The following is a 23,691-nucleotide window of genomic DNA, read 5'->3' on the forward strand; positions in this document are numbered from 1 at the left end:
AAAAATGGACACACCTCATGACACCATCACCCGCTATGAATGGCATGGGAGCGCGTTTCTTCTCGCGCTCCTCTTCCTCAGCGGAATCTTCATTCCTTACGCGGCGGTGTATTTTATAAAAAACATTGTCGCCCTCGAAACCCGCGTGCCCGACGCCGAGGCATTCGCGGCTTTTCTGTCGAAAAAAGACGCCAAGAAAAATTAACCACTCCCTCCGGCTCCGTGCCCCCCGTGGTTAAATAAATCCAGCCCTTCAGCCCTTTCTCCCATGCCTCCCGTCATCGAATGCCGCAATCTCACGCACTACTACGGCGACAAGCCCGCCTTGCAGGACGTGTCGTGGATGCTGCGCCCCGGACGCATCTGCGGCCTGCTCGGGCGCAACGGCGCGGGCAAGACCACCACCATCAACATCCTCAATTCCTTCCTCACCCCGCGCTCCGGCCGCTGCCTGCTCCTCGGCGAGGATTCGCATCAGCTCACCCCGCGCACCAAGGCCCGCATCGGTTACCTCATCGAGGGCCACATCCAATACGGTTTCTTCAACATCCGCCAGATCGAGCGTTTCTACTCGCGCTTCTATCCCAACTGGACGCCGGCCATCTATTATCACCTCATGTCGAAACTCGACATCACGCCGCGCCAGCGCATCGCCACCATGTCCTGCGGCCAGCGCTCCCAGGTCGCCCTCGGCCTCATCCTCGCGCAAAATCCCGACCTCATCATCTTCGACGACTACTCCATGGGGCTCGATCCCGGCTACCGCCGCCTCTTCATCGAAGTCATCCGCGACTACGCCGACGACGGCAAACGCAGCATCCTGCTCACCTCGCACATCATTCAGGACCTCGAAAACCTCATCGACGACTGCGTCATCTACCAGCGGGGCCGCGTGCTGCTCGACATGGAGGCGGACCGCTTCCGCAACGGCTTTCGCAAATACGCCTTCGCCACCACGCCCGCTGTCGCCGACGCCCATGACGACGCGCGCCACATCCATGTCGAGCGCGGCGAAAAGCACTCGGCCCTGTATGGTTTTCTCGACGAGCGCGCCGCCCGCGACGAACTCGCCGCCCGAGGCATCCCCGCCCCCGACCTCCGCCCCGAGCCCATCACGCTCGAGGACACCTTTATCGCCCTGACCGGAAAATATTAACCCATGCCCGTCTCATCTTTCTTCTTTCCTCTTTCTCTTTCTTCTTTCTCCCATCGCGAAAGAGGACCGGGAGAAAACGCATGCCCTGAAATGAGAAAGATAAAGAGGAAAGAAGAAAGAGAAAGATTATAAGCATGACCCGCGCCCTCCTCTACAAAGAATGGATCAAGCTGCGTCTCTGGTGGACGCTCATGCTTGCCGCCAGCGTCGCGTTCGCGCTCTTCCTGTTTTTCAAACTGCGCTACGTCGTCAACGCCAACGAGGCCGTCACGGTCTGGAGCACTTGGATCTTCAAGGGCTGGCTCTTCTTCCGCCCCTTCCAATACGCCCCGCTCGTGTTCGGCGTCACGCTCGGCTTCCTGCAATTTCTGCCGGAGGTGCAGGCCCAGCGCATCCGCCTCGCCCTCCATCTCCCGCTCGGCGAAACCCGCGCCATCGCGCTCCATCTCGCCGCCGGCGCCCTCCTGCTCGCGCTTGTCCTGCTGCCCGCCGCGCTCGTCTTCTCCCTCGGCGGCGCGCTCTGGTTTCCCGGCGAATGGCAGGGCAACCTCTTCCGCGTATTTACTCCCTGGATACTCACCGGCTACGGCGCGTATCTCGCCGCCGCCGCCATCCTGCTTGAGACCAACTGGCGCCACCGCGTCTTTTACCTGCTCCTCTCCGCCGGGGCGCTCCGTCTCTTCCTGCTCGAAACCGCCTACGACACCTACGCCCGCATCCTGCCCGCGCTCGCGCTCTGGGTGCTCGCGCTGGTCCTCGTCCCGCTCTTCTCCAGCCATCGTTTCAGAAAGGGTCTCGCGCGATGAAACACGCCGCCCGCATCTTCCTCCTCGTCACCGGCGCGGCTCTCCTCGCGCACTACCTTCCCTTCGGCTGGCACATCCTCACGGCCAAGCGCCAGCGCGCCCCCGTCGTTTACTACAGCGACACCGGCGCCGGTTTTCTTTTTATCCGCATGGAAGGAACGGGCGGCAACACCCGCGTCCTCTACACCGACGCCACCGGGCGCACCCTCGAACGCGACGCCTTCGAGTCGCTGCTGCCGCTCACCTACTACGCCCAGCTCTACAAGAACGGCACCATGCCGAAGGAAATCGGCGGCGTGGCCATCATCCCCGGCGCGCTCCGGCGCGAACAGTTCAACCTCCGCGTCCGCCCCGAGCAACTCGACACCCCGCTCGTCCCGCTGCTCCCCGTGTTCGAAGCCGACGACGGCCGCGCGCGCCTCGAACCCCCGCCCGACTTCATGCGCATCACCGGAGCGGCGGCGTCCACGCCGCCGGACGCACGCGGGCGCGCCATCGAGTTTCTCGACCCCAAAACCAACACCATCCTCCCCGAAAAAAGCGCCCTCTACTCCGATGCCTTCGCCCGCGCCCGGTTTGTCTTTCCCGTCACCGCCGCCGGCTCCAATCCCACCTCCCTCAAACCCTACGACGAAGGCATCTACCTCGCCGACGCCGGGGGCCAGACCTTCCTGCTGCGGCAGGAACGCGGCCAGCCCGTCCTCCTCCGCGTGGCCGACCACGCCGCCGATCCCGAGGCGTGGCGCGCGCTCCGCCCCCGTCACATCATCGTCAACGAAATCGAAACCCGCGAACTCCGCGCCCTCATCATCGACGCCGACGGCAAACCTTGGCTCGCCGTCGGCGAGAATCACCGCCTGGTTCCGCTCCCCGTCACCCATTACAATCCCGCCTCCGACGCCCTCAGCCTGCGCGGCAACCTCCTACACCGCCTCATCGTCGTCCAGACCGACACCACCCTCGAAGCCGTGGCGCTCGACCGCGACTACCGCATCCTTGACCGCCACGAGGAGACGCTGCCCGACCCCGAGGCGCGTCCCGCCGCCCGCGTCGGACGGGTGCTTTTTCCCCTCGCCTGGTGGCTGTCCGACAGCACCTCCGGTTATCTCGGCTTCCACTTCCGCGCCACAACCCGCGACCTCCTTCCCGCCGCGTTCGGGCTCAACGCCCTGCTCCTCGCCGCGCACGTGATCATCCTCCGCCGCCGCAAAACCCTCACCCCCGCCCGCCTCCCCGACCTCGCGGCCACCGCCGTCCTCGGCCTCTGCGGCCTGATCCCCGCGCTGCTGCTTCCCCGTTCCGACTGATTCTCCAGTCGCAAAATCCCGCCTCAGCTTCCCTAACCGTCATGAAAACAAGCATATCGCACCACCAAAAATTGAGACTGAGTCCCGCAGCCATCACTGGCCTGCTCCTCGTCGTGCTCTCCGTCGGCCTCCCCGCGGCCCCCAGCGCCTCGCCGACCACCTCCGGCACGTCCAAGCCAGCGCAAACCCCGGCATCATCCACCGGAACTGACGTCATCGAAAGAGAAGTTTATGCCACGCGCGACCAAGCGGGCAAATTCGTCATCGAACAGGAAACCATAAGCATGACGCCCTCGACCACCGGCACCATCGAAGAAGTCCTCCGCGCGCGCTCCGTGGCGCAATTCGACCTCAACTCCCGCAACAGCGAGTTGGGCGGCGAAATCACTCCCCCGCGCTTTTCCATCCGCGGCGGCAGTTATTATGCCAACAACTTCATGATAAACGGTGTCAGCAACAACAATTACTTCGGACAGGGCGGCTTTCTCGACACCAATGTCGCCGCCAACTCATCTCCGATGGGCGAGGCGCAGGCTATCTTTGTCAACCCGGACCTGATTGGCGCTGTTGTTGTATATACCGACAACGTTCCCGTCGAATACGGCGGCTTCACGGGCGGCGTTTTCGATGCAAAAATCCGCGACCCGAAAACCGACGGTTTTCATGCCTCGCTGAATTTTGGAAACTATACGCGTGACTCGTGGACCAGTCAGAAATTCGCGGAGAGCGCGGATCCCGAGCGCACGACGAACACCAACAATCACCAGCCGCTCTTTGAAAGATACTCTTTCTCCGCAAGCGTCGAAGGTCCGCTCACGAAAAACATCGCCGGCTTTCTTTCATATTCGGAAGTTCGCTCAATCGTTCCCGTTTGGGACACGCTTACGCCCGCAAGCAAATTCAAAAATCATTCAATCAACCGCAATCTTCTCGCCAAACTCACCACTTACGGTCTCGACGACTTCCACGCGGCGCTCACCACCACTTACGCACCCTACGAGCGCGAATGGCGGGCCTCCTCTTCTCGCAAGGGCAGCCCTCTCACCAGCGAAGGCGGCGGCTACAGCGCGATGCTTGAAGTCGAAAAGAAACTCCCGTTCGGGAAACTTTCCGGCGATGTTTCATACCGCGACAGTGACATCTCCCGCGACACCGCCACAAACAAAACGTTCTCATGGGCAAATAGCGCCACCAACGCCTACGCCAACTGGGGCGGCTCCAGTGCGACTGCCTCCGAGGGCAACGGCGGCGATTACGAGCAGCACCAAAAGACATTCGCCGCGAACGCGAAACTGGCAGTCGTGGAGTTCGGTCCAAAATATTTCAGAAACAATATCACGACCGGCATCCAGTTTAAAGCCATCCGCATGGAGCGCGAAACCGAAGACTCCCTCTCGTTTTCATGGCTCGCCGCCAACAGCCCGTCCGGGGCAAACCGCATGGATCCCGCCTCCACCGGCGACAAGGAGAACGGCGTCATCACCGGCGAGCAGTGGCTGAACTACCTCGTCTTTTACGGAGCGTCGAACAAGGCGGTCAGCCAGACCGAAATCGCCGCCTATGCGGAGGACAAAATCAAAGTGGAACGCTTCACCGCGACCGCCGGCATCCGCGTTGACCATGAGACATTCCTTGGCACGACCGCATGGTCGCCGCGTCTCGCGCTCAATGCTGACGTTTTGAACAACGGCATATTGAACATATTCGCCGGCGCCGCCCGCTATACGCAAAGCGGGGTGCCTTCCTTCAAATACGTCCTCTTCAACAACCGGACGCAGGTAAGGCAAAGACGCGCGAATTACGACGCGGAATGGGAGCCCTACCAAGAGGTCACTTCCCTGCCCTACAACACCGGCAACCTGAAGGCGCCCCACGCCGATGCCTTCAATCTCGGTGCCTCCACCGTTTGGAGCGGTTATGTTTTCCGCCTCGACGGCAGCATCCGCCGGCACCGCGACATTATCCGTTCCAAGCCCGGCTCACCCGGCTTCACCCGGGAATACCTGAACTCGGGAAAAGCGGATTACAAGGGTGTCACCTTTGAAATTGAAAAGAAAACGCCCGACCTCGGTTGGGCCGGCCAGCACAATCTGCTGCTCTCGTTCACCTACGCAAAAACCGACAGCAACTCCCGCGAGGACTACGCGATGGAGGAAAACGAAGGCGGCAATTTTACGCCCTACTTCGTCATATACAATGGCGAACTCGCACCCTCCGACAACCTGCCCGCGACAAACTTCAGCACGCCGCTGGTCGTGACATTCTCCGACATGGCGAGTTTTTGGGGAGGGCGTGTCCGCCTGTATAACACGCTCCGCTTTGAAAAAGGCGGCGACGGCCTCGCGCAAACGAGCAGGGACCCGAGCAAGCTGCCCGGCGACCCCGACTACAATAAATATTATATTTTGAATGATGGCCGGGATCCCAGCCAGGGTGGCGCGTATGCGAGCAGCATTCCGACCAACCAGGCGCGAGCCGTTTATTTTTACACCAATAGAAAATACGACAATATCATCTTCTGGGACATGTCGCTGGACTATGATGTCGTGCAAACCCGCGCCGGCACGCTCACATTGCAACTGCGCCTGACCAACATCCTGAACCGCCATGACCACGTGGACACTTCGATTGACGCCAGCGGCGACATCTATACCGCCGGTCGCCAGCTCTACGCGGGCATCCAATACAAATTCTAATCATAATATTTATAAAAATGATTCCCCACTGTTTTCGGCGGCCATAGCAAGAGCACTTAACCACGGATTGCACGGATGAACACGGATAAAGGCAGAAATGCCTTGGTTTTTATCCATGCAATCCGTGGTTAAATGCCTTTTTTCAGCCATTCGAAGCAGCGGGGAACCATAAAAATGTAATTCTACTTCTAATAAATAAATCCGCAATCTAGCGGAGTAGCGCCAATGAAAAATAAGCGTTTCAGCCAAATCATTTTCCCCCGAACAGGGAATAATAAACAACAACAAACAACATGAAAAAACCCATACTCATTATATGCAAAATAGCCTGCCTGGCATGCCTCTGCATAGGCATTTCCTCTGCCCAAAAGGCAGAGGAAACGATCATTGGCAATGATGCCAAAAAAACAATAAATCTCAAGGAGACAATATTCTACGCCATCGATTATTATATTCCAGAACTTATAGGTGATTTTGAATTAGCTGAACTCATTCAAACCAAAGTACCGGAGGAAATCGAATGGGATAATTTAACAACTATCTCCGACCTAATCGCAACCGACACTCAACAAGATACATACCTGTATTGGGAAATATATAAAAGTCCCGAGGGATTGGCATGCCTCAGCTTGGAAATATCCGTCAATAAAACAATAACTACCAAAACAATCGTTATAGACGGCGATGTGTTGATGCTCGATCAGGTTATTTCAGGATTCTCATCGACAATTGCACCATCCGTTGAGGTTCAAAAAGCGCAAAGGTATGCCATAATTTATTTTAATCCGAATGCGTATCTCGGTGATGGCGCGGCTATTGCGGCAGATCCAACAGGTGAGTTAGAAGGTTGGATTACAGCAATTCTAGAAAAAAGACCTGCCCCACCCTTCTTCGGTCCTATACTCAGGCAATCGGCTATAGACATTGTTAACGCTGATCCGGCTGGTGCTTTTACGTTTCGGGATTGTCCAGATTTTGAAGGAAACTAGAGAGCCCGAACGTGCACCTCAGTTCCGGTAAGGAGGCCTCTCCGAGGCAGGCCTCCCTACCGCTTTCGGCCATTTTTCAAACCGCTCTATATTCATAAAAGCATATTTCGTTTCCATAGAAGCAATCCGCAATCTAGCTACACGCCCCCTCCCTGCGACAGCGCTCCCTTGAAGCCAATCCCGGGCTTCAAGGGATTCCCCGTTTTTCCCTAAACCCACAATGAAAACCGCAATATCATATCAAATAAAATTGAGACTGAGTCCATATCGCGTGCTAAACGTACTCATTCTCGCCGTCGCATTGGCATGCCAAGCGCATGCCCAGACTGCCATCGACACCGGCACCGCCTCACCCGCCAAGCCCGCCGAAATCGAGGTCACGGTGACCGCCGATCCCGCCGAAAATCCCGCCACCGGCCGCTATGTGCTCACCGCCGGGCAGATCGAAACCCGCCCCATGGCCAACAGCAACCTCACCGACTTGCTGCGCAGCCATCCGGTCGTGCAATTCTCCAACCACAGCCAGAACAGCCTCACGCAGGGCGAGATCAAGCCCGACGCCATTTCCATGCACGGCTCGCGCCCCTATGAGGGTTTGTTCACCCTCGACGGCGTCCGCATGAACAACGACCTCGACCCGGTCGATCCCGGCAACGGCGTCACGCTGGCCTACGGCACTTCCAGCGAGCAGGGATTCTACCTCGACAGCCGCCTGATCGAAAGCCTCGCGGTTTACGACTCCAACATCTCCGCGCGCTACAGCGGCTTCACCGGCGGCGTGGTCGAGGCCGGTTCGCGCAGTTGGAAGGGCGGACAGGGCGGACGGATTTTCTTCCGCCACACCGACTCGGATTGGAACGAGACCATCACCGACGACCGCCTCGAATTCGACAGCGCCAACAACGACCGCTCCAATCCCGCGCGCTTCCAGCCCGACTACAAAAAAAGCGACTACGGCGCGTGGGCCGAGACCGGCCTGACCAAAAACCTCGGCATCGTCGTCAGCGCCTCGCGCCGCGACTCGAAAATCCCCATGCTGTATCTGGGCGGAGCGAGCTATGACATCGAGGGCGAGGAGCTGGTCGAGATCGACAGCCCGACCGGCTACAGAAACCAACGCCGCCAGTCCGACAACCTTTCCGCCAAGCTCTCCTGGTATCCCACGGCGGAAACCACCCTCCACTGGACGATGCTGTATTCCGGTTACGAGGAGGACATGTTCATGAACGGCTCGGCCAATTCCGGCTATCACAACGAGCACGACGGCCTCGGCGGCATCCTCAACCTCGAGCAGGCGACCCGGCTCGGCAAACTGGAGCTCACCGCCAGCTATCGCGACATGAAGGACGCGCGCGACAGCGACACCCACTATCAGGTGCAGGTGCTGGATTACACCGACTGGGAAAACCAGAAATCATTTGTGTCCGGCGGTCCCGGCAGTCTGGACAGCCGCCAAAAAAATGCGGAGCTGGATGCCGTGTTCACCTTTGACCGTTTCCAGACCGGCGCGGTCGGCCACCGGATGCTTGCCGGCGCGGGGCTGAACCATGTGAAAGCCGACTTCACCCGGGATGAAACGCATTACGCCCCCACCTTCATTATTTCGGGCGGCTATGTCATGCCCTATCAGGCCGACGCCTTTTTTGCCGGCTCGGAGGACGCCCGCTACACCAGCTACCACGTCTTCGCGGAGGATGCGATGAAATGGAAACGTTTGACCCTGCGCCTCGGCCTGCGCATGGACCGCGACGATTTCATCGGCCGCAACAACCTCGCCCCGCGCGCGTCCCTCTCGCTGGATGTTTTCGGCGACGAGCGCAGCGTCGTCACCGTCGGCGCCAACCGCTACTACGGCAGCTCGATGCTCACCTACGCGCTCTACGGCGCGCAAAACAACGGGCTCAACCACGTTTATTACGGCTTCACCCTCCCGCTCGACAGCCCGGACAACGACTGGACGCCGACCCATGACTACGAGGGTCTCGACAGCCTGAAAACACCCTACAGCGACGAGCTGATGGTGGCCCTGAACCAACGCTGGCGCAACAGCCAGTGGTTTCTCCAATACGTCCACCGCGCGCATCGCGACGAAGTGCGCAGCCGCCCCAAGTATGATGCGGACCCCGGCACCGGTTATGAATTCTGGCGCAGCATCCGCGAATTCACCAATGACAGCGAGACCGACAGCGACAACGTTTTCCTGAGCGTGCGGAACATCAAGCCCGTGGTCTGGCGCGGCATCGGGAACACCTTCGGCGCCTCCGTGGCATGGCAGGAAACCAAAAGCGACACCGCCCTCGAACTCGGCTACTCCGAACTCGACCTGACCCTGAATGTCGATCCGCGCTACGCGTGGTACAACGGCAGCGTGATCGACGCCAGGGACCTGCCCGCGACCGATTTCAACGCGCCGTGGAAAGTCAATCTGGACTGGCAGGCGGAATGGAAGAAGGCCGGCCTGTCGATGTTCAACCGCGTGACGTGGGAAAGCAGCCGCGACCAAGTGTATAAACACAATTCCGGCACGGATGACTATTACCCGCTGCCCGACGGCCGGCGCGCGCGCAAATACAGCACGGCGCGCATCGGCTCGCTCTGGCGCTGGGACGTCACCCTGCAATGGCAGCCCGCCTTCGCCCGCGGCCTCGGTTTCAGCGCGGAGGTCAGCAATGTGTTCAACCGGAAAAACCAGGCTGACGTGATGACATGGAATGACACGACCTACAAGGTTTACCAACCCGGGCGCCAAGTCTGGCTCGGCGTGTTTTTCGATTTCTGAACCCCGGCCTGCGCCATTCTCCCCCGGCCCGCATGGCGGGCCGCAGGGAGAGGCGACCGGCCCGTGGCGTAGCGCAGCATCCTTGCCTGCCGTCAAAACAGAAGGCGCGAAGCGCCGCTGACTTTTTCTCTCCTTCCCAAAAGAATGCCGCGCTTCGCGCGACCATTTTCGACGGCAGGCAATGATGCTGCGCTACGGACGGCTGGCGCGGGGTCGCTGGCATCCGCTTCCTGTCGCGCCCGGGGAGCGGTTACAATTTTCCCTTCGTGCTCGGCAACTGCCCGGCGGCGCGGGGGTCGATCCGGGTGGCGGCGTCAAGGGCGCGGGCAAGGCCCTTGAAAATCGCCTCGGCGACGTGGTGCGGCTCCTCGCCGTATTCGAGCTTCACATGCAGGTTGCAGGCCAGCGCGTTGCTGAAGGCGCGGCAAAATTCCTTCACCAGAATGATGTTGAAATCGCGCACGAACATCGTCGGCGCATCGGCCTCATACACGAGATGCGCGCGGCCGCCGAGGTCCACGACCACGCGGGCCAGCGCCTCGTCCATGGGCAGCAGGAAAAACCCATAACGGCGGATGCCGAGCTTGTCGCCCAGCGCGGCGCGAAACGCCTCGCCGAGCACGATGCCGGTGTCCTCGACCGTGTGGTGATAATCGACCGCGACGTCGCCGACGCATTTCACGTCGAGGTCGAAAAGGCCGTGCCTGGCGAAGAGCGTGAGCATGTGGTCGAAAAACGGCACGCCCGTGTCGATGCGCGATTTGCCCGCGCCGTCGATTGCCAGCGTGAGCGTGATGTCGGTTTCGGCGGTTTTCCGCGCGATTTTTGCTATGCGTTCGTTAGCCATGCTTGAAGGGATTGGTGGACGGCGTCCATTTCGGCGTCGGTGCCCACGCTGATGCGCAGGAACGACGCGGTCAAGGGATGTCCGGGGAAATATCGCACGAGGATCTTGTTCGCGCGCAGGTGCTCGTAGGCTGCGGCGGCGACGGCGGGGCCGGTCTCGCCGCGGGCGTTGCACGGCTCGGTGAAAATGAAGTTCGCCTGCGAGGGATAAGTGAACCAGCCGAGCCCGCCGGTTTCCGGCGGGCCGCCCCAGCGCGCGAGGTGGAGGTCGCGCGTGTGTTTTATTTTTGCGATGACATCGTCGTAATAGGCGGTGTCGCCGATGGCGGCGAGCGCGGCGGCTTGTGAGAGGCGCGAGACGTTGTAGCTGTCGCGCACGCGGTCGAGGATGGCGATGGTGCCGGCGTGCGCGAGCGCGTAGCCGACGCGGATGCCGGCGAGCGCATGGGCCTTGGAAAGCGTGCGCGTGACGACCAGGTTCGGATAACGCGCGAGCAGCGGCACCGCGTCCTCGCGCGCGAACGGCGCGTAGGCTTCGTCCACCACGAGCAAACCGCGATAGGCCGCGAGCACCCGCTCGATCTCGGCTCGTCCGAACGCGACGCCGGTGGGCGCGTTGGGCGAGGTCAGGATAAACGCGCGGGCCGGCGACGCGGCGATCTTTTCAACCGGCAGCCGCATCGTCCGCTCAAACTCCACCGCCTCCGCGCGGCCGTCCTGGATGGCGACGAGCACCGGATAAAGCGAGTAGCTCGGCACGGTGAAGCTCAGCGCGGCTTCCGGCGAGCAAAAGGCGCGCACGAGGAGATTCAGCACATCGTCGGAGCCGTTGCCCACGCAGACGTTGGCCGCGCGCAGGCCGTGGCCGTGATGCGCTGCGATCGCCTCGCGCAGGGGCGCGCTCGTCGGGCTCGGGTAAAGCCGCAGGCTCGCGCCATCCTCGCCCAGTTCGCGCCGCACCGCCTCGGCCACGCGCGGGCTGGGCGGATACGGGCACTCGTTGGTGTTGAGCTTTATCCAGCCCGGTTCGGTCGGCTGGAGTCCCGGCGTGTAGGCGTGGAGCCGCGCGACATGCGGAAGCGCGAGGTCGTCGATGGAGGCGGCGGAGGGAATGGGAGACGATGTGTTGGCTGCGGTCATGGATGGGATTCGCAGGCGCTGAAACGTCGCGAAAGGCGGCGATTCACGCAAAAAACGGCTCATTTGGCGAGGGGAAGAATGCGCATGGGGCGCCCCATGACAGCAAAAAATGCCCTGAAATGATGCTGGCGCCCGCGGCCCCGTTCGCGCAAAGCTCGACGGCTTCCATCCCCTCATCCACATGTTCAAGCTTCAGGAAAACAAAACCACCGTCAGCCGCGAGCTTCAGGCCGGGCTGACCACGTTTGCCGCGATGGCCTACATCCTCGCGGTCAACCCCGCCATCCTCGCCAACAGCTACGGCGCCGGCATGAACCAGGCCGCGCTCGTCACCATCACCGCGCTCAGCGCCGCGACCGCGACCATCCTGATGGCGCTCATGACCAACTACCCCCTCGCGCTCGCGCCGGGCATGGGCATCAACGCCATGTTTTCCTTCTACATTTGCGGCCAGCTCCAGGTTCCGTGGAGCGATGCGCTTGGCATGGTCTGCATCAACGGCTGCATCTTCCTGCTCCTCTCGCTCACCGGCGTGCGCGAGCGCATCGTGAAGGCGATCCCGCATTCGCTCAAGATCGCCATCACCTGCGGCATCGGCATGTTCATCGCGTTCATCGGCCTGAAAAACGCCGGTGTGATCGTGAGCAACCCCGCCACATTTGTCGCGGCCGGCGATTTCACCGGCGGCTCCGCCGCGCTCTGCCTCGCGGGCATCGTGCTCATCGCCATCCTCGTCGCGCGCCGCGTGCCTGGCGCCATCGTCATCGGCATTCTCGCCATCACCATCGTCGGCGCGTTTGTGACCGGCACCCCGGCCACCGGCGCCGAGCCCGCCAAAATGGTTACGCAACTGCCGGGCTCGCTCGCGGGCTTTTTCAGCCTGCCCTCCTCGCCCGAGCCCCACTTTCTCAAGCTGACCTTCGGCTTCCTCACCACCAAGGCCGCGTTCTTCGCCGCGCTGCCCGTCATCCTCACGCTCCTGCTCATCGACATGTTTGACAACATCGGCACGCTCATCGGCGTGACCAAGCGCGCCGGCTTCCTCGACAAGGACGGCAACCTCCCCAAGGTCGGCCGCGCCCTCGTGGCCGATTCCATCGCCGCCATCCTCAGTTCGCTCTTCGGCACGTCCACCGTGGTCAGCTACGTCGAGTCCGCTTCCGGCGTCGAGGCCGGCGGACGCACCGGCCTCACCTCCGTCACGACCGCCGTGCTCATGCTGCTGGCGCTTTTCCTCACGCCACTCATCCTCGCCATCCCCGCCGCCGCAACCGCGCCCGCGCTCGTGATCGTCGGCGTCTTCATGATGCAGTCCGTGATCGAAATCAAAATGGAGGACTTCGCCACCGCCGTGCCGGCCATCCTCACCATCTTCGCGATTCCGCTCACGTTCAGCATCGCCGAGGGCATCGGCATCGGCCTCATCAGCGCCGTGCTCCTCGCCGTGTTCACCGGCAAGGCCCGCTCCATCTCCCTTGTCGGCTACGCGATCGCGGTTATATTCTTTCTCCAATTCTTCAAGATCTTCCCATTCTAAAAGGCGGCGGCTGCGCCGCCAGTTTAAGTCTCAAGTTTAAGTTTAAGCCCACCCCTTCGCATTTTAACTTCAACTTAAACTTCAACTTCAACTGCCCGCGCAGCGACATCCTTCGCGGCCCGATAAACCCGCCCGTCCCTTGAGCAAAATCGTCAAATTCACCACCCTCCAAAACACCGCCGCCGCCCGCGCCGCCGAGCCGGGCGGCGTGCCTGACTTTGCCACGCTTATCCGCGAGTTCCAGCACGGCTTCGGCAGCGCCCGCTCGCCCGGCTCGCCCGACGACCGCCCGCTCTACGGCCAGACCCTCTACATCGCGAGTTGTGCGCTCGACATGCGCTTCGGGGCGTTCCGTGCGCACATTTTCCAGGACATCATCGACAAGCACTACATCATCGCGCTCGTCCACGGCGACATCTGCGGCGCGGAAACCCTTTACACCCGGCTTCACTCTTCCTGCGTCACCAGCGAAACGCTCCGCGGCATCGACTGCGACTGCGTCCAGCAACTCGAAGGCGCCCTCGAAGTCATCGCGAAAAAAGGCCGCGGCATCCTCTTCTACCTCATGCAGGAAGGCCGCGGTGTCGGTTACACCGGCAAGGCCCGCGACCGCATGCTCGTGCAGGCCTCGCTTGACCAACTCGACACCTTCCAGGCCTACGCCGCCATGGGCCTGCGCAAGGACCACCGCAACTACGACAACATCTCGCACATCTGCCATCTCCTCGGCATCACCGCCTCGTTCATCGTCCTCACCAACAACCCCGACAAACTCGACGCCCTTCGCGCTCAGGGCATCAACGTCGTCGCCGCCGAGCCCATCGAGTTCGAGCCCTCGCCGTTCAACCTCTCCTACCTCACCTCGAAGGCCACCGGCGGCCATCACCTCACCCGCCCCGCCGCCTCCGACATCGAGCGCGCCCTGCCGCCCGAGCCCGTCACCGCCTTCCGCCCGCACGCCCTCGCCCACGCGCGCCGCTTCATCTACGCGGCGAGTTATTTCCTGCCCATCAAGCCCGTTGACAACGAGATCCTGCTCAACGCCGCCCAGTTTCCCAAAATCTTCCCCGACGGCACCCTTGAACGCCATCTGACCGGCCCCCGCCCGCTCATCACCGGCTACCGGCTTATCCGCAACAACCGCTTCTTGGTCCGCATCGACAAGCCCGCCCTCGTCACCCATGCCCGCGCGCATCCCGACGATCCCGTGACCGGCCTCCTCACCACGCCCTACTGGTTCCGCACCCACGTTTACTACGACATCGTCACCAGCCAGGACTTCGTCGTCCTCACCCACGGCGCGCCCGGCCTCGCCGACATCCCCGTCATCCGCATCCACAGCGAATCCCTCTTCAACCGCTTTCCGCTGCGCGCCGTCGCCAACCGCGACAAAATGAAGCAGTCCATTCACCACATCGTCACCTACGGCGTCGGCGCGATGCTCCTTCTCCATAACGACGGGCGCGGGGCCGGCTTCGGCGCCTACGCGACCGACCGCATGATGTCCGAGACCGGCCAGGCGCTTTCCACCGACGAAGCCTACCGCAAGCTTGGCGTGGGCTACGACAGCCGCGACTACGACGCCGCGATGCTTCTCCTGCGCCACCACATACCCAACGAAAAAATCCAGATGATCATGAACTCCCCGGCGAGCCTGGTGAAAAAAAACGAATACGCCGCCGCGCTCAACGCCCACAAGTTCGACATCGAGAAATGGATCTTCCTCGACGACCATGCGGACGAAAAGTGACAAGGTGAAAATCCCAAATCACGAAATCCCTTCCGAGCGAAGCGAGAAGCCTGACAATTCCAAAAAAATTCCAATGGAAGAAATCCCAAATCTCAAAAGAGCGCGGCGCCGCTCTCCTTTGTTTTTTTTGAAATTTGGATATTTGGAATTTTTTTTGTGATTTGGAAATTTGTGATTTGGAAATTTCCCCGCAGCCATTCCATTCCTTTTCCACCGCCCAGCCTCCCCGATGCCGCTCTCGCCCTCAGCCACGCGCGAATTGCTCGCGAAACTCGGACACCATCCGAAACGCTTCCTCGGGCAAAACTTCCTTGTCGATGGCAACATTGTCCGCAAATCCCTCGAACTCGCCCGCATCGCCCCCGGCGACATCGTGGTCGAAATCGGCCCCGGCCTCGGCACGCTGACCTCCGCCCTGCTCCGCGCCGGCGCGACCGTGTGGGCCGTGGAAAAAGACCGCGCGCTCCACGCCCACCTCGCCGCCACGCTCGCCCGCGAGTTTCCCGAAACCTTTCACCTCCTCGAAGGCGACGCCGTCGAGCACCCGATCGCCGGACTGCCGTCCGGCGAAGTGACAAGTGACAAGTATCAAGTGGCAAGTGAAGCGTCCGGCACGGCAGCGCCCCACTCCGCAGCCCGCACTCCGCCGCCCGCCTTCAAGATCGTCGCCAACCTCCCCTATGCCATCTCGACCCCTTGGATGGACGCGATCCTCGGCGGCCCGCTGCCCGCGCGCATGGTGCTCATGCTGCAACAGGAAGCCGCCCAGCGCTACGCCGCCACGCCCGGTTCGAAACAATTCAGCGCCATCTCGATTTTCCTGCAAAACGCCTACGATCTCGCCCCCGGCCACAAAGTCGCCGCCGCCTGCTTCCATCCGCGCCCCGAGGTCGAGTCCTGCCTGCTTCACCTCGTGCGCAAATCCGAGCCCTTCGTGTTTTCCCCGCAGGCGAAGGCCGCCATCCGCGCCTGCTTCCAGCAACGCCGCAAGCAACTCGGCGCGCTCCTGCGCAACCGCCTGCCCGACCACGGCCGCGCCTGGCTCGACACCCTCGCCGCCCACGGCCACGACGCCCGCTCCCGCCCCGAGCAAATCCCGCCCGCGCTCTGGACCGCGCTCGGCCGATGACCCGGAAGTGATGCCGCCCGTTTTCCAAGTCTTTCTTCTTGGCAGACTCCCGCCTCGCCCGAAACTCTTTCCGCCCAGCCATGTCCATTTGCAGGGAGGGAAACCGGGCGATGACACCGCCGCCGATTTCACACCTGTTTTCTCGCGCTTGAAAAAGCCGCCCGCGTCTTCATTACTTTTTCCTTTCGTTCGAAACTCCACTCTATGACCATCCGCCGCCTGATCACTCCCGGCATTCTTGCCTGCATTTCCCTCCTTCTTCCGGTCGCGCACGCCCAAACCCCTTCCCCGGCGGCGGCGGACCTCCCTGACGAGGAGCCGAATCCGCTCGTCGGCCGCATCACGGGCAAGACCTACTACGCGCCCGGCGACGTTTACCACATGAGCATTCCCGTGCTGCCGGAACTCGGCGGCACGGTCGAGGACACGCCGACCACCGTCACATTCCAGGACGCGTTCGACACCTTCGTCCTCGTAGGCTGCGTGCAGTTGGACACCGCCATGACCGCCGACGACCACCTCCGCGGGCGCAAGGATTTCCTCACTTCGTTTTTCACCACCCATCTCCAGCCCGACATCCAGCGCGCCCTGCCCGGCTCGCGGGTGGAAAAAGCCCTCTTCCTCCGCGAACGGGAAGGCGGCGCGCTGCTCGTTTACATGCTTCTCCCCGGCGGCTCCATGTTCAACGACCTGATCTTCATCCCCAGCTACGAAAGGCCCCCGGTCGCCAAGCGCGGCAACCTGCTCTTCGTGAAAAACGGCTACGTCTTCATCATCAGCACCGAACTCGCCGACAAAGTGCTCACGCGCACCACTTACAACAAAACCGAGGGCGAGGAGAACACCATCCTGCGCCAGTCCCTGCTCAACACCCTCGATCGGATCACCTTCACCATGCCGCCGGTGAGCGCCACGCCCGCCTCGGGAACGTCCGCAGCGACCCCGTCCGCGCCGGCCCGGTGAGCCCGCGCACCCGCGACGCCGCCCCATGCATCAGGAAAACAACTACACCCCGTCCTCCCGTTTTCGCATCCTCGCCTGCTTCGCCGCGGTCGCGTGCCTCCTGCTGTCGGCCGCCTGCTCGCACTACCGGCTGGGGACGGGCGGCACGCTCGCCTTCTCCACGCTCTACGTCGCGCCGGTGGAAAACGAGGCCAATCTCCCTCAGGGCGCCGCGCTTTTTTCCACGCAACTCCGCGAGGCCTTCCTGCGCGACAGCCGGGTGACGCTGGTCAACGACCCCGCCTCCGCCGATGCCACGCTCACCGTGGAGCTTGTCCGCCTCGACCGCGCCATGACGAGCGCGCGCACCTACGACACCGGCCTCGCGCGCAAGTTCGACCTCACGCTCGCCTCGCGCTGCACGCTCCGCGACAACCGCGCCGGCAGGCTCCTCATCGACAAGCGTCCCGTCACCGCCACCCGCCAGGTTTTTTCGACCCCCGCGCCCGCCGCCACGCAAAGCGACCAACTCCAGGCCGAATACAACACCATGCCGCTCCTCGCCGGCGCGCTCGCGGAAAACATTTCCCACGCCGTGCTGGACGTGTGGTGAACGACGCGGCGGTGGTGTGGGAGGCGGGGAGACACCACCCGCCGCGGATGCGACCGGAAGTGAAATCAGCCCCGTGTTGCCGCGGCAGCGACTGGGAGCGCCGGCTTCCAGCCGGCAGACGACGCGCAGCGTCGCCAAATCCACGGCGATCCACCCGTGCCATCCTACCCAAACCTTGCCGGCTGGAAGCCGGCGCTCCCAGTCGCTCACGCGGCAACGTTGCGTCTTGTTTTCCGCCTTGGCAGCGCGCTGCGACTCCGGCTTGCTAGAGGGTTTTATGAACTATTGGTCGCAGTTTTTCATCCCCACCCTTAAGGAGAGCCCGGCGGACGCGGAAATCGCCTCGCACAAGCTGCTCGTGCGCGCCGGCCTCGTGCGCAAACTCGGCGGCGGCCTCTACACCTACATGCCGCTCGGGCTGCGCGTGATCCACAAAATCACCCAGATCTGCCGCGAGGAAATCAACGCCGGCGGCGGCATCGAGCTCTGGATGCCGCACGTCCATCCGGTGGAAAACTGGACCGAGGGACCGCGCTGGAACGTCGCCCGCGAAATCATGTTTCGCGCCGACAGCGCGGGCGCGGGCAAACGCGCCCCCGCCGAGCCGGAGTTTGTGCTCGGCCCCACGCACGAGGAAATCATCACCCCGCTCGCGAAGACCGAAATCACCAGCTACCGTGATCTTCCGAAAAACTTCTACCAGATCGCCACGAAATTCCGCAACGAGATCCGCCCCCGCTACGGCCTCATGCGCGCCCGCGAGTTCATCATGATGGACTCCTATTCGTTCGATGCCGACGACGAGGGGGCGACACAGAACTACCTGCGCATGAAGTCCGCCTACGAGCGCTTCTTCACGCGCCTCGGCGTGCAGTTCATCGCGGTCGAGGCCGACACCGGCGTGATGGGCGGCAACTTCTCGCACGAATTCATGGTGCCCGCCGAGGTCGGCGACAACGACGTGCTTTATTGCGACGAAAGCGGCTATGCCGCCAACCGCGAAAAGGCCGCCAGCGCCATCGTGCCGGCGGACCTCGCCGACGCCGCGCCCGCCGGCGCCGTGGAGGAATTCGCCACGCCGGGCGTGGTGACCATCGCGCAGCTTGAGGCCGCGCCGCATTCCGTGCCGGCCGGCTCGCAGTTCAAGACGCTCGTCTACATCGGCGACGGCAAGCCCTTCATCGTGATCCTGCGCGGCAACGACGAACTGGAGGAGGCCAAGCTCGGCTCGCTCGGCTTCAGCCTCTTCCGTCCCGCCACGCCCGAGGAAATCGCGCCCGTGCTCGGCGCGAAGCCCGGCAGCCTCGGCGCGGTGCGCGGCACGATCAAAGATCCGTCCGCGCTCGCGGGCGTGTTCGCCGACCACGCCATCCGCCTCGTCGGCAACGGCGTCACCGGCGCGAACAAGGACGGCTTCCACCTGCGCCACGTCAATGTCGCCCGCGACCTCGCCATCACGCGCTTCGGCGATTTCCGCCGCGTGCGCGAAGGCGAGCCGTGCCCGGTTTGCGGCAAGCCGCTCAAGCTCCGCCGCGGCATCGAGGTCGGCCACATTTTCAAGCTCGGGACAAAATATTCCGAGCGCTACAACGCCGTTTACACCGACGCGCAAAAACAATCGCGCCTCATGGTGATGGGCTGCTACGGCATCGGCGTGAGCCGCTCCATGCAGGCCATCATCGAGCAATCGCACGACGCCGACGGCATCATCTGGCCCTGGGCGGTGGCTCCGTTCCAAGTGCTCGTCTGCCTGCTCGATCCGCAGAACGAAGAGGCAAAATCCGTCGCGCAGAAACTCGCCGCCGCCGCCGAGCAGGCGGGCGCGGACGTGCTCATCGACGACCGCGAGGAACGCCCCGGCGTGAAGTTCAAGGACGCCGACCTCATCGGCATCCCGCTGCGCGTCACCATCGGCGGCAAGGGCCTGAAGGAAGGCGTGGTCGAGGTGAAATGGCGCGCCGAAAAGGAAATGGCGAAAGTGCCCGTCGGCGTGGCCGAGTCGCACCTCGCCACGCTGGTGCGCGACGCATGGGAAAAAGCGCCGCGCGTGAAATAAGGCAGGGGCATTCTCCCATTGTTCTCGTTTTCTTACTCGTTCTCGTTCTCTCAGCCGGATCTGGTTGGAAGAGAGAATGAGAACGAGAACGATTGAGAAGGCACGGAGATTGCATGGCGCGACAGCGTGTGTTTATTGCGGCAAACAAATGACGACCACGGCACCAGTCACGACACCGAAGGAGAAGACGGGCGCGGAAACCGCGCTGGCGGACTCGTGGCGCGTGGTCGTGCTCAACGACCCCGTCAACCTCATGTCGTATGTCGTGCTCGTTTTCCGCAAAGTATTCGGCTTCGACGAGGCGACGGCGCGCCGCCACATGCTGGAAGTGCACGAACGAGGGCGCTCGGTGGTGTGGCGGGGCGTGCGCGAACAGGCCGAGGCGTATGCTTACACCTTGCACGAGTGGCATCTCACCGCGATTCTGGAGCGCAATGAAACGGATTGAAGTCAAGCTGGGCCTGTCCGCCGTCGCTCCGTTGCTCGATGTCATCAAGGAGGCGGCGGATTCGCTGGCCGGGCGGCTGGCGGTCGCGCTGCCGGATTTCGCGCAGGATGGCGAATTGCGCGACGTGTGGGCGGGACCGCTGCTCGAATCGCAAAACACGGGACTTGCGCAACTGCTGGGGCTGTTCGACAGCGACTTTTTCAAGACCGGGGTGATCGCGTTTGACGAGGAAAACGCGACCAGCCTCCTGCGGGCCTGCGCGGCGGTGCGGTTGCAGGTGCGCACGCAGTTCCTGACGGCGCTGCCGGACGAGGCCATGGAAACAGGCGCGGTCGATCCCGAGGCGCTTGACGACGGGACGCGCAAGGCGCTGATGTGCTATCTCTTTCTCGCGACGATGCAGGAGGTCATCATCCAGCATCTGGAAAATTCGATTCTGGAGGGCTGAGGCCCCGGGAGGTGCGCGTCATATGGAGCGAACCACATGCCGGTATTGCGGCCTGCCGTTCAAGGTGCGCCGGGTGGAGCCGGGCCGGGATTATTTCTGCTGCACGGGCTGCGCGATGCTCGCGCGCGTGCCCGTGGATGCGAAGGGACAGTTCCCGGTCAACACGCAACTCGTGTCGGCGCTCGCGCTCGGCTTTCTGTTTTTCAACGAGCTGCTGTGCTGGCTGCTCGGCGTGTTGCTGATGGCGCGGGCCGACGGGGCGGCGGCGGCGCGCTTCCTGTGGATCGCCGCGGCGCTGGCGCTCGTCACCTGGGCCGGCGTATTGATAATTCAACTACGCGAGCGCGCGGCGCGGGCGGCGGACGTCGCGGCGCTCGCGCTGGCGCTGGGCGCGCACGGGTGGGCGGCGGGGCGGGGACTGCCGCCGTCCGCGTGGATGATGGCGGCGGCCAACGCCGTGTTGATTGGCTGGAGCATGCGCGGCGTGTGGCGCCGGGGCGCGCGGACGCATCGGCCCCGCGTTGAAAACCCATCCAAGCACAGGGATGCCTAGGTTTACTTTGTTAACCGAGGTGACAAGGACGGTCCGCGGGATTGCGTGGCATGGGCGTCCTGCCCATGTGCCCGTGGGTTTGCGGCGCGAAGCGCCGTCCACGGGCGGGGTCGCTCGTGCCACACGACCCGCCCTGCCTCGCGTTAACCTTGGTCAACAAAGCAGAGCCAAATAGAACCGTGGCCAATGCGATGTAATCCAATGAGTTACATCGCAGGCAGGACTTGATATTTGCCGGACGCGGGAACTCACAATGTTTTCGTCGCGTCGCCGTCTCCCGCCATCGCCTGTTTGAGCAACAGGCGGGGAAAGGCCGGGTCGAAGTTCATCTTTCTCGCCAGCGCGAAAAATTCCGGACGACCCGCCGCGTCGCGCCAGCCCAGCGCGCAGGCAATCACCCGTTTTTCCGCAGACTGGAGATTGATCCGCAGCATCGCGGCGGCGTCTGGCACGCGTCCGCGGGCCAGTGCCTCGCCAAGCGCGCGCGCCTCCGTCCCCTCGGTCGCCAGCTCCGCGACCGCCTTGCCGAAACACTCGGCCGCGAGGCCGTCGTCGCCGCCGCGGCTGGCGAGGATTTGCAACAGGAACCAGTAGCGGGAATGCATGGACGGCTGGCCCGCGATCAGCGCGCGCGCCGTCGGCATATCGCCCTCCGACAGGGCGAGCTCGATTTTGGAGACAACCCCCGCCGAATCCCCGTCGCGTCCCTTCGACAGATTAATGTATTCCGCCATGTCGCCGCGACCATAGGCGCGGCATGCCTTGAGGGTGATGGAGGCGTTCTTGACAGACTCCGCCGCGTAATCGCGCGCCGTCATCTCGCGGCTGAATTTCGCAAGCGCCACCGTCGCCTCGGCTTCGGGGCGGTTGCCGAGCCCTTGGAGAAGGAAAAATGTTTTCGCGAGCTGGAAGTCCTCGGGGTTTCTGTCGTGCGCGCGTTTTGTTTCCGCGAGCGCGTTTCCGAGCTGTCCGGTCGCCACCAGCATGTCGCGGCGCATGGCGAAAAGCGTGTCCGTGAGCTGGAGATTGCCCGCGCCACTGGCGGCTTTGAGGCCGTCCACCGCGATTTCCAGCGCTTGCCCGAAGCGGCCCTCGTTTTGGGCGGCATAGGCGAGCGCGCTCCAAGCGTAAAGGCACGGCGGGGCCGCCTTCAACGCGAGTTCCATGCAGCCCCGCGACTCGTCGATGTCGGCCAGCAGGCGTCCGGTGAGGTAATGCAGCGCGCCGTCGTCGGGATGCCGGGCGAGCCGGGCGCGATATTCGGCGACCAGATCCCGCTCCGGATCGCGGCGGCCCATGTATTCCTGATAAAAACGGTGCAGGTTCACGATTACCGGAAGGGTGTCGAGATGTTGCGCGAAAAATTCCCTCGCCGCGCCGGTGTCGAGTGTCTGCGCGTAGCCGAGCACGGCTCCGTCGGAGGGTGTCAGCGCGCCCGCGCGCATGAGGTAGGTCCTGGCGGCCTCGGCGCCGTTGTTGGATTCGATGATTTCCATGCGGCGATGGAACGGCATGGTGGCGTCGAGCCACGCCACGCGGGTGCGCACACGGCTCTCGCCGGTTTTCACGCTGATCTTGTCGGGAAACGGCTTGAAAACATAATCCGGGCGGCGCAGTTCCAGCACGGCGGCATTGGGGTGCAATTTGAAGGAGTAATCGTTTTCGGCTTTCGAGCCGTATTTCATCTTTTCCTCGTAGGCGAGCGCGAGCCGGTCGGGATTTATCACCACGAGCGGCGCGGAGCCGATTTTGTTTTTCTCGCCCAGTGTCACCGTGGTCTCAAACACCGGCGAGCCGGGCGCGGGCAGCACGGCTCGCACCGTGTGCGGACCGCGCGGAAGCCGGCCCAAGTCCTTCCGCTCGAAGGGCGTGAGCGCGTGCGGCGTGCCGTCAATCGTGACCGTGTAGTTTTCGCCCAGCCCGCTGACCAGTATCACGCGGCTCTTTCCGTTTAGGAACCAGCCGAACACGCTCATGCCGATTATAACCGCGACCACGATGCCCACGACGCGCGCCATGCGTTTCCCACCGCGTTTTTGTGGCGGCGGCGGAGGATTGAAGGTGTCGCCCGGGAGCAACGGAGGCTGGGACCGGGGAGCAGCGTCCGCCTTGGCATCCTCTTCCGCCACCGCCGCCGCGGCCACGCGCGTCGTGTAGCCGTCGATCCAGGCGTCGGTCAAATCCATGCCCCCGCGCAAGGTCTGCCAAAGCGCCATCGGCGTGTAGATGAGCCCCCAAGGGAATCCCCACCAGCCAAACAGCAGCGTGAGCAACGCCCAAGGCAGTCCCGGTCCGAGCCGTCCGTGTCCGCCCTTGATGAGATATGGGCGGGTGGCGCGCTTGAACGTAACCACAAGAAACGAGACACAATACACATAGGCCACAATGCGCGCGCCGCGCTCGACTTCCTCGCGAATTTCCTCGGCGGAGTAATCTTCCAGACGATTCGATGATTTCATGAGATCAGGATCGTCACTCGTTGCAAAAAACCGGCGA

20 protein-coding genes are annotated in these 23,691 nt (G+C 62.6%); 16 read left to right on the top strand and 4 right to left on the bottom strand.

Going from position 1 to position 23,691, the window contains the following annotated elements:
- Positions 1-4: 4 nt before the first annotated feature.
- From OH491_RS02965 to OH491_RS02985, 5 genes are all read left to right on the top strand, one after another.
- Positions 5-205 (top strand): hypothetical protein, encoded by a 201-nt coding sequence (locus tag OH491_RS02965; RefSeq protein ID WP_068769396.1) that lies wholly within the window; start codon positions 5-7, stop codon positions 203-205.
- 63 nt (positions 206-268) lie between these two features.
- Positions 269-1,156, top strand: coding sequence for an ATP-binding cassette domain-containing protein (locus OH491_RS02970; RefSeq protein ID WP_068769395.1), 888 nt, complete (start codon positions 269-271; stop codon positions 1,154-1,156).
- A 134-nt stretch (positions 1,157-1,290) separates the two neighbouring features.
- Complete coding sequence (locus tag OH491_RS02975) at positions 1,291-1,962, top strand: hypothetical protein (RefSeq protein WP_068769394.1); 672 nt, start codon at positions 1,291-1,293, stop codon at positions 1,960-1,962.
- The gene (locus OH491_RS02980) at positions 1,959-3,269 is read left to right on the top strand and encodes a DUF4857 domain-containing protein (RefSeq protein WP_068769393.1); all 1,311 of its coding nucleotides are present in this window, start codon (positions 1,959-1,961) and stop codon (positions 3,267-3,269) included. The genes OH491_RS02975 and OH491_RS02980 overlap by 4 nt, the downstream gene beginning before the upstream one ends.
- 41 nt (positions 3,270-3,310) lie before the next feature.
- Positions 3,311-5,965, top strand: a complete 2,655-nt coding sequence (locus OH491_RS02985) for a TonB-dependent receptor plug domain-containing protein (protein WP_068769392.1) — start codon at positions 3,311-3,313, stop codon at positions 5,963-5,965.
- A 9-nt stretch (positions 5,966-5,974) separates the two neighbouring features.
- Here the strand turns inward: OH491_RS02985 and OH491_RS02990 are convergent, their stop codons facing one another.
- Positions 5,975-6,247 (bottom strand): hypothetical protein, encoded by a 273-nt coding sequence (locus OH491_RS02990; RefSeq protein ID WP_342750851.1) that lies wholly within the window; start codon positions 6,245-6,247, stop codon positions 5,975-5,977.
- Between the two features lie 11 nt (positions 6,248-6,258).
- Between OH491_RS02990 and OH491_RS02995 the strand changes: the two genes are divergently transcribed.
- Positions 6,259-6,954 carry a hypothetical protein gene (locus OH491_RS02995; protein WP_342750852.1) on the top strand — a complete coding sequence of 232 codons (696 nt, stop codon included), beginning with the start codon at positions 6,259-6,261 and terminating at the stop codon, positions 6,952-6,954.
- Positions 6,955-7,225: 271 nt separating this feature from the next.
- Positions 7,226-9,733: a TonB-dependent receptor plug domain-containing protein gene (locus OH491_RS03000; protein ID WP_334319148.1), complete on the top strand. Its 2,508-nt coding sequence runs from the start codon at positions 7,226-7,228 to the stop codon at positions 9,731-9,733.
- A 250-nt stretch (positions 9,734-9,983) separates the two neighbouring features.
- On the opposite strand, the gene hisB is transcribed toward OH491_RS03000, so the two are convergent.
- A complete protein-coding gene (hisB, locus tag OH491_RS03005; protein WP_068769391.1) occupies positions 9,984-10,580 on the bottom strand; it encodes an imidazoleglycerol-phosphate dehydratase HisB in 597 nt (198 codons plus the stop codon).
- Positions 10,562-11,719 carry a histidinol-phosphate transaminase gene (hisC, locus tag OH491_RS03010; protein ID WP_068769390.1) on the bottom strand — a complete coding sequence of 386 codons (1,158 nt, stop codon included), beginning with the start codon at positions 11,717-11,719 and terminating at the stop codon, positions 10,562-10,564. Before hisC ends, hisB begins: the two co-directional genes overlap by 19 nt.
- Positions 11,720-11,900: 181 nt before the next feature.
- On the opposite strand from hisC, the gene OH491_RS03015 reads away from it, so the two are divergent.
- The 9 genes from OH491_RS03015 (at position 11,901) to OH491_RS03055 (ending at position 21,195) form a co-directional block, all read left to right on the top strand.
- On the top strand, positions 11,901-13,256 hold the full coding sequence (locus tag OH491_RS03015; RefSeq protein WP_068769389.1) for an NCS2 family permease: 1,356 nt from the start codon (positions 11,901-11,903) through the stop codon (positions 13,254-13,256).
- A gap of 139 nt (positions 13,257-13,395) precedes the next feature.
- On the top strand, positions 13,396-15,006 hold the full coding sequence (locus OH491_RS03020; RefSeq protein WP_334319147.1) for a GTP cyclohydrolase: 1,611 nt from the start codon (positions 13,396-13,398) through the stop codon (positions 15,004-15,006).
- A 229-nt stretch (positions 15,007-15,235) separates the two neighbouring features.
- On the top strand, positions 15,236-16,135 hold the full coding sequence (gene rsmA, locus OH491_RS03025; RefSeq protein WP_068769388.1) for a 16S rRNA (adenine(1518)-N(6)/adenine(1519)-N(6))-dimethyltransferase RsmA: 900 nt from the start codon (positions 15,236-15,238) through the stop codon (positions 16,133-16,135).
- A 204-nt stretch (positions 16,136-16,339) separates the two neighbouring features.
- Positions 16,340-17,098 (top strand): hypothetical protein, encoded by a 759-nt coding sequence (locus OH491_RS03030; RefSeq protein WP_068769387.1) that lies wholly within the window; start codon positions 16,340-16,342, stop codon positions 17,096-17,098.
- Between the two features lie 25 nt (positions 17,099-17,123).
- Positions 17,124-17,690, top strand: a complete 567-nt coding sequence (gene lptE / locus OH491_RS03035; protein ID WP_068769386.1) for an LPS assembly lipoprotein LptE — start codon at positions 17,124-17,126, stop codon at positions 17,688-17,690.
- A gap of 277 nt (positions 17,691-17,967) precedes the next feature.
- Positions 17,968-19,746 carry a proline--tRNA ligase gene (locus OH491_RS03040; RefSeq protein WP_068769385.1) on the top strand — a complete coding sequence of 593 codons (1,779 nt, stop codon included), beginning with the start codon at positions 17,968-17,970 and terminating at the stop codon, positions 19,744-19,746.
- 148 nt (positions 19,747-19,894) lie between these two features.
- Positions 19,895-20,194 (top strand): ATP-dependent Clp protease adaptor ClpS, encoded by a 300-nt coding sequence (locus OH491_RS03045; RefSeq protein WP_068769384.1) that lies wholly within the window; start codon positions 19,895-19,897, stop codon positions 20,192-20,194.
- Positions 20,181-20,642, top strand: coding sequence for a hypothetical protein (locus tag OH491_RS03050; RefSeq protein WP_068769383.1), 462 nt, complete (start codon positions 20,181-20,183; stop codon positions 20,640-20,642). The genes OH491_RS03045 and OH491_RS03050 overlap by 14 nt, the downstream gene beginning before the upstream one ends.
- A 22-nt stretch (positions 20,643-20,664) precedes the next feature.
- Positions 20,665-21,195: a hypothetical protein gene (locus OH491_RS03055; RefSeq protein ID WP_068769382.1), complete on the top strand. Its 531-nt coding sequence runs from the start codon at positions 20,665-20,667 to the stop codon at positions 21,193-21,195.
- Between the two features lie 248 nt (positions 21,196-21,443).
- On the opposite strand, the gene OH491_RS03060 is transcribed toward OH491_RS03055, so the two are convergent.
- On the bottom strand, positions 21,444-23,654 hold the full coding sequence (locus tag OH491_RS03060; RefSeq protein WP_068769381.1) for a hypothetical protein: 2,211 nt from the start codon (positions 23,652-23,654) through the stop codon (positions 21,444-21,446).
- Positions 23,655-23,691 lie beyond the last annotated feature (37 nt).

The organism is Termitidicoccus mucosus (assembly GCF_038725785.1).
GTDB lineage: Bacteria > Verrucomicrobiota > Verrucomicrobiia > Opitutales > Opitutaceae > Termitidicoccus > Termitidicoccus mucosus.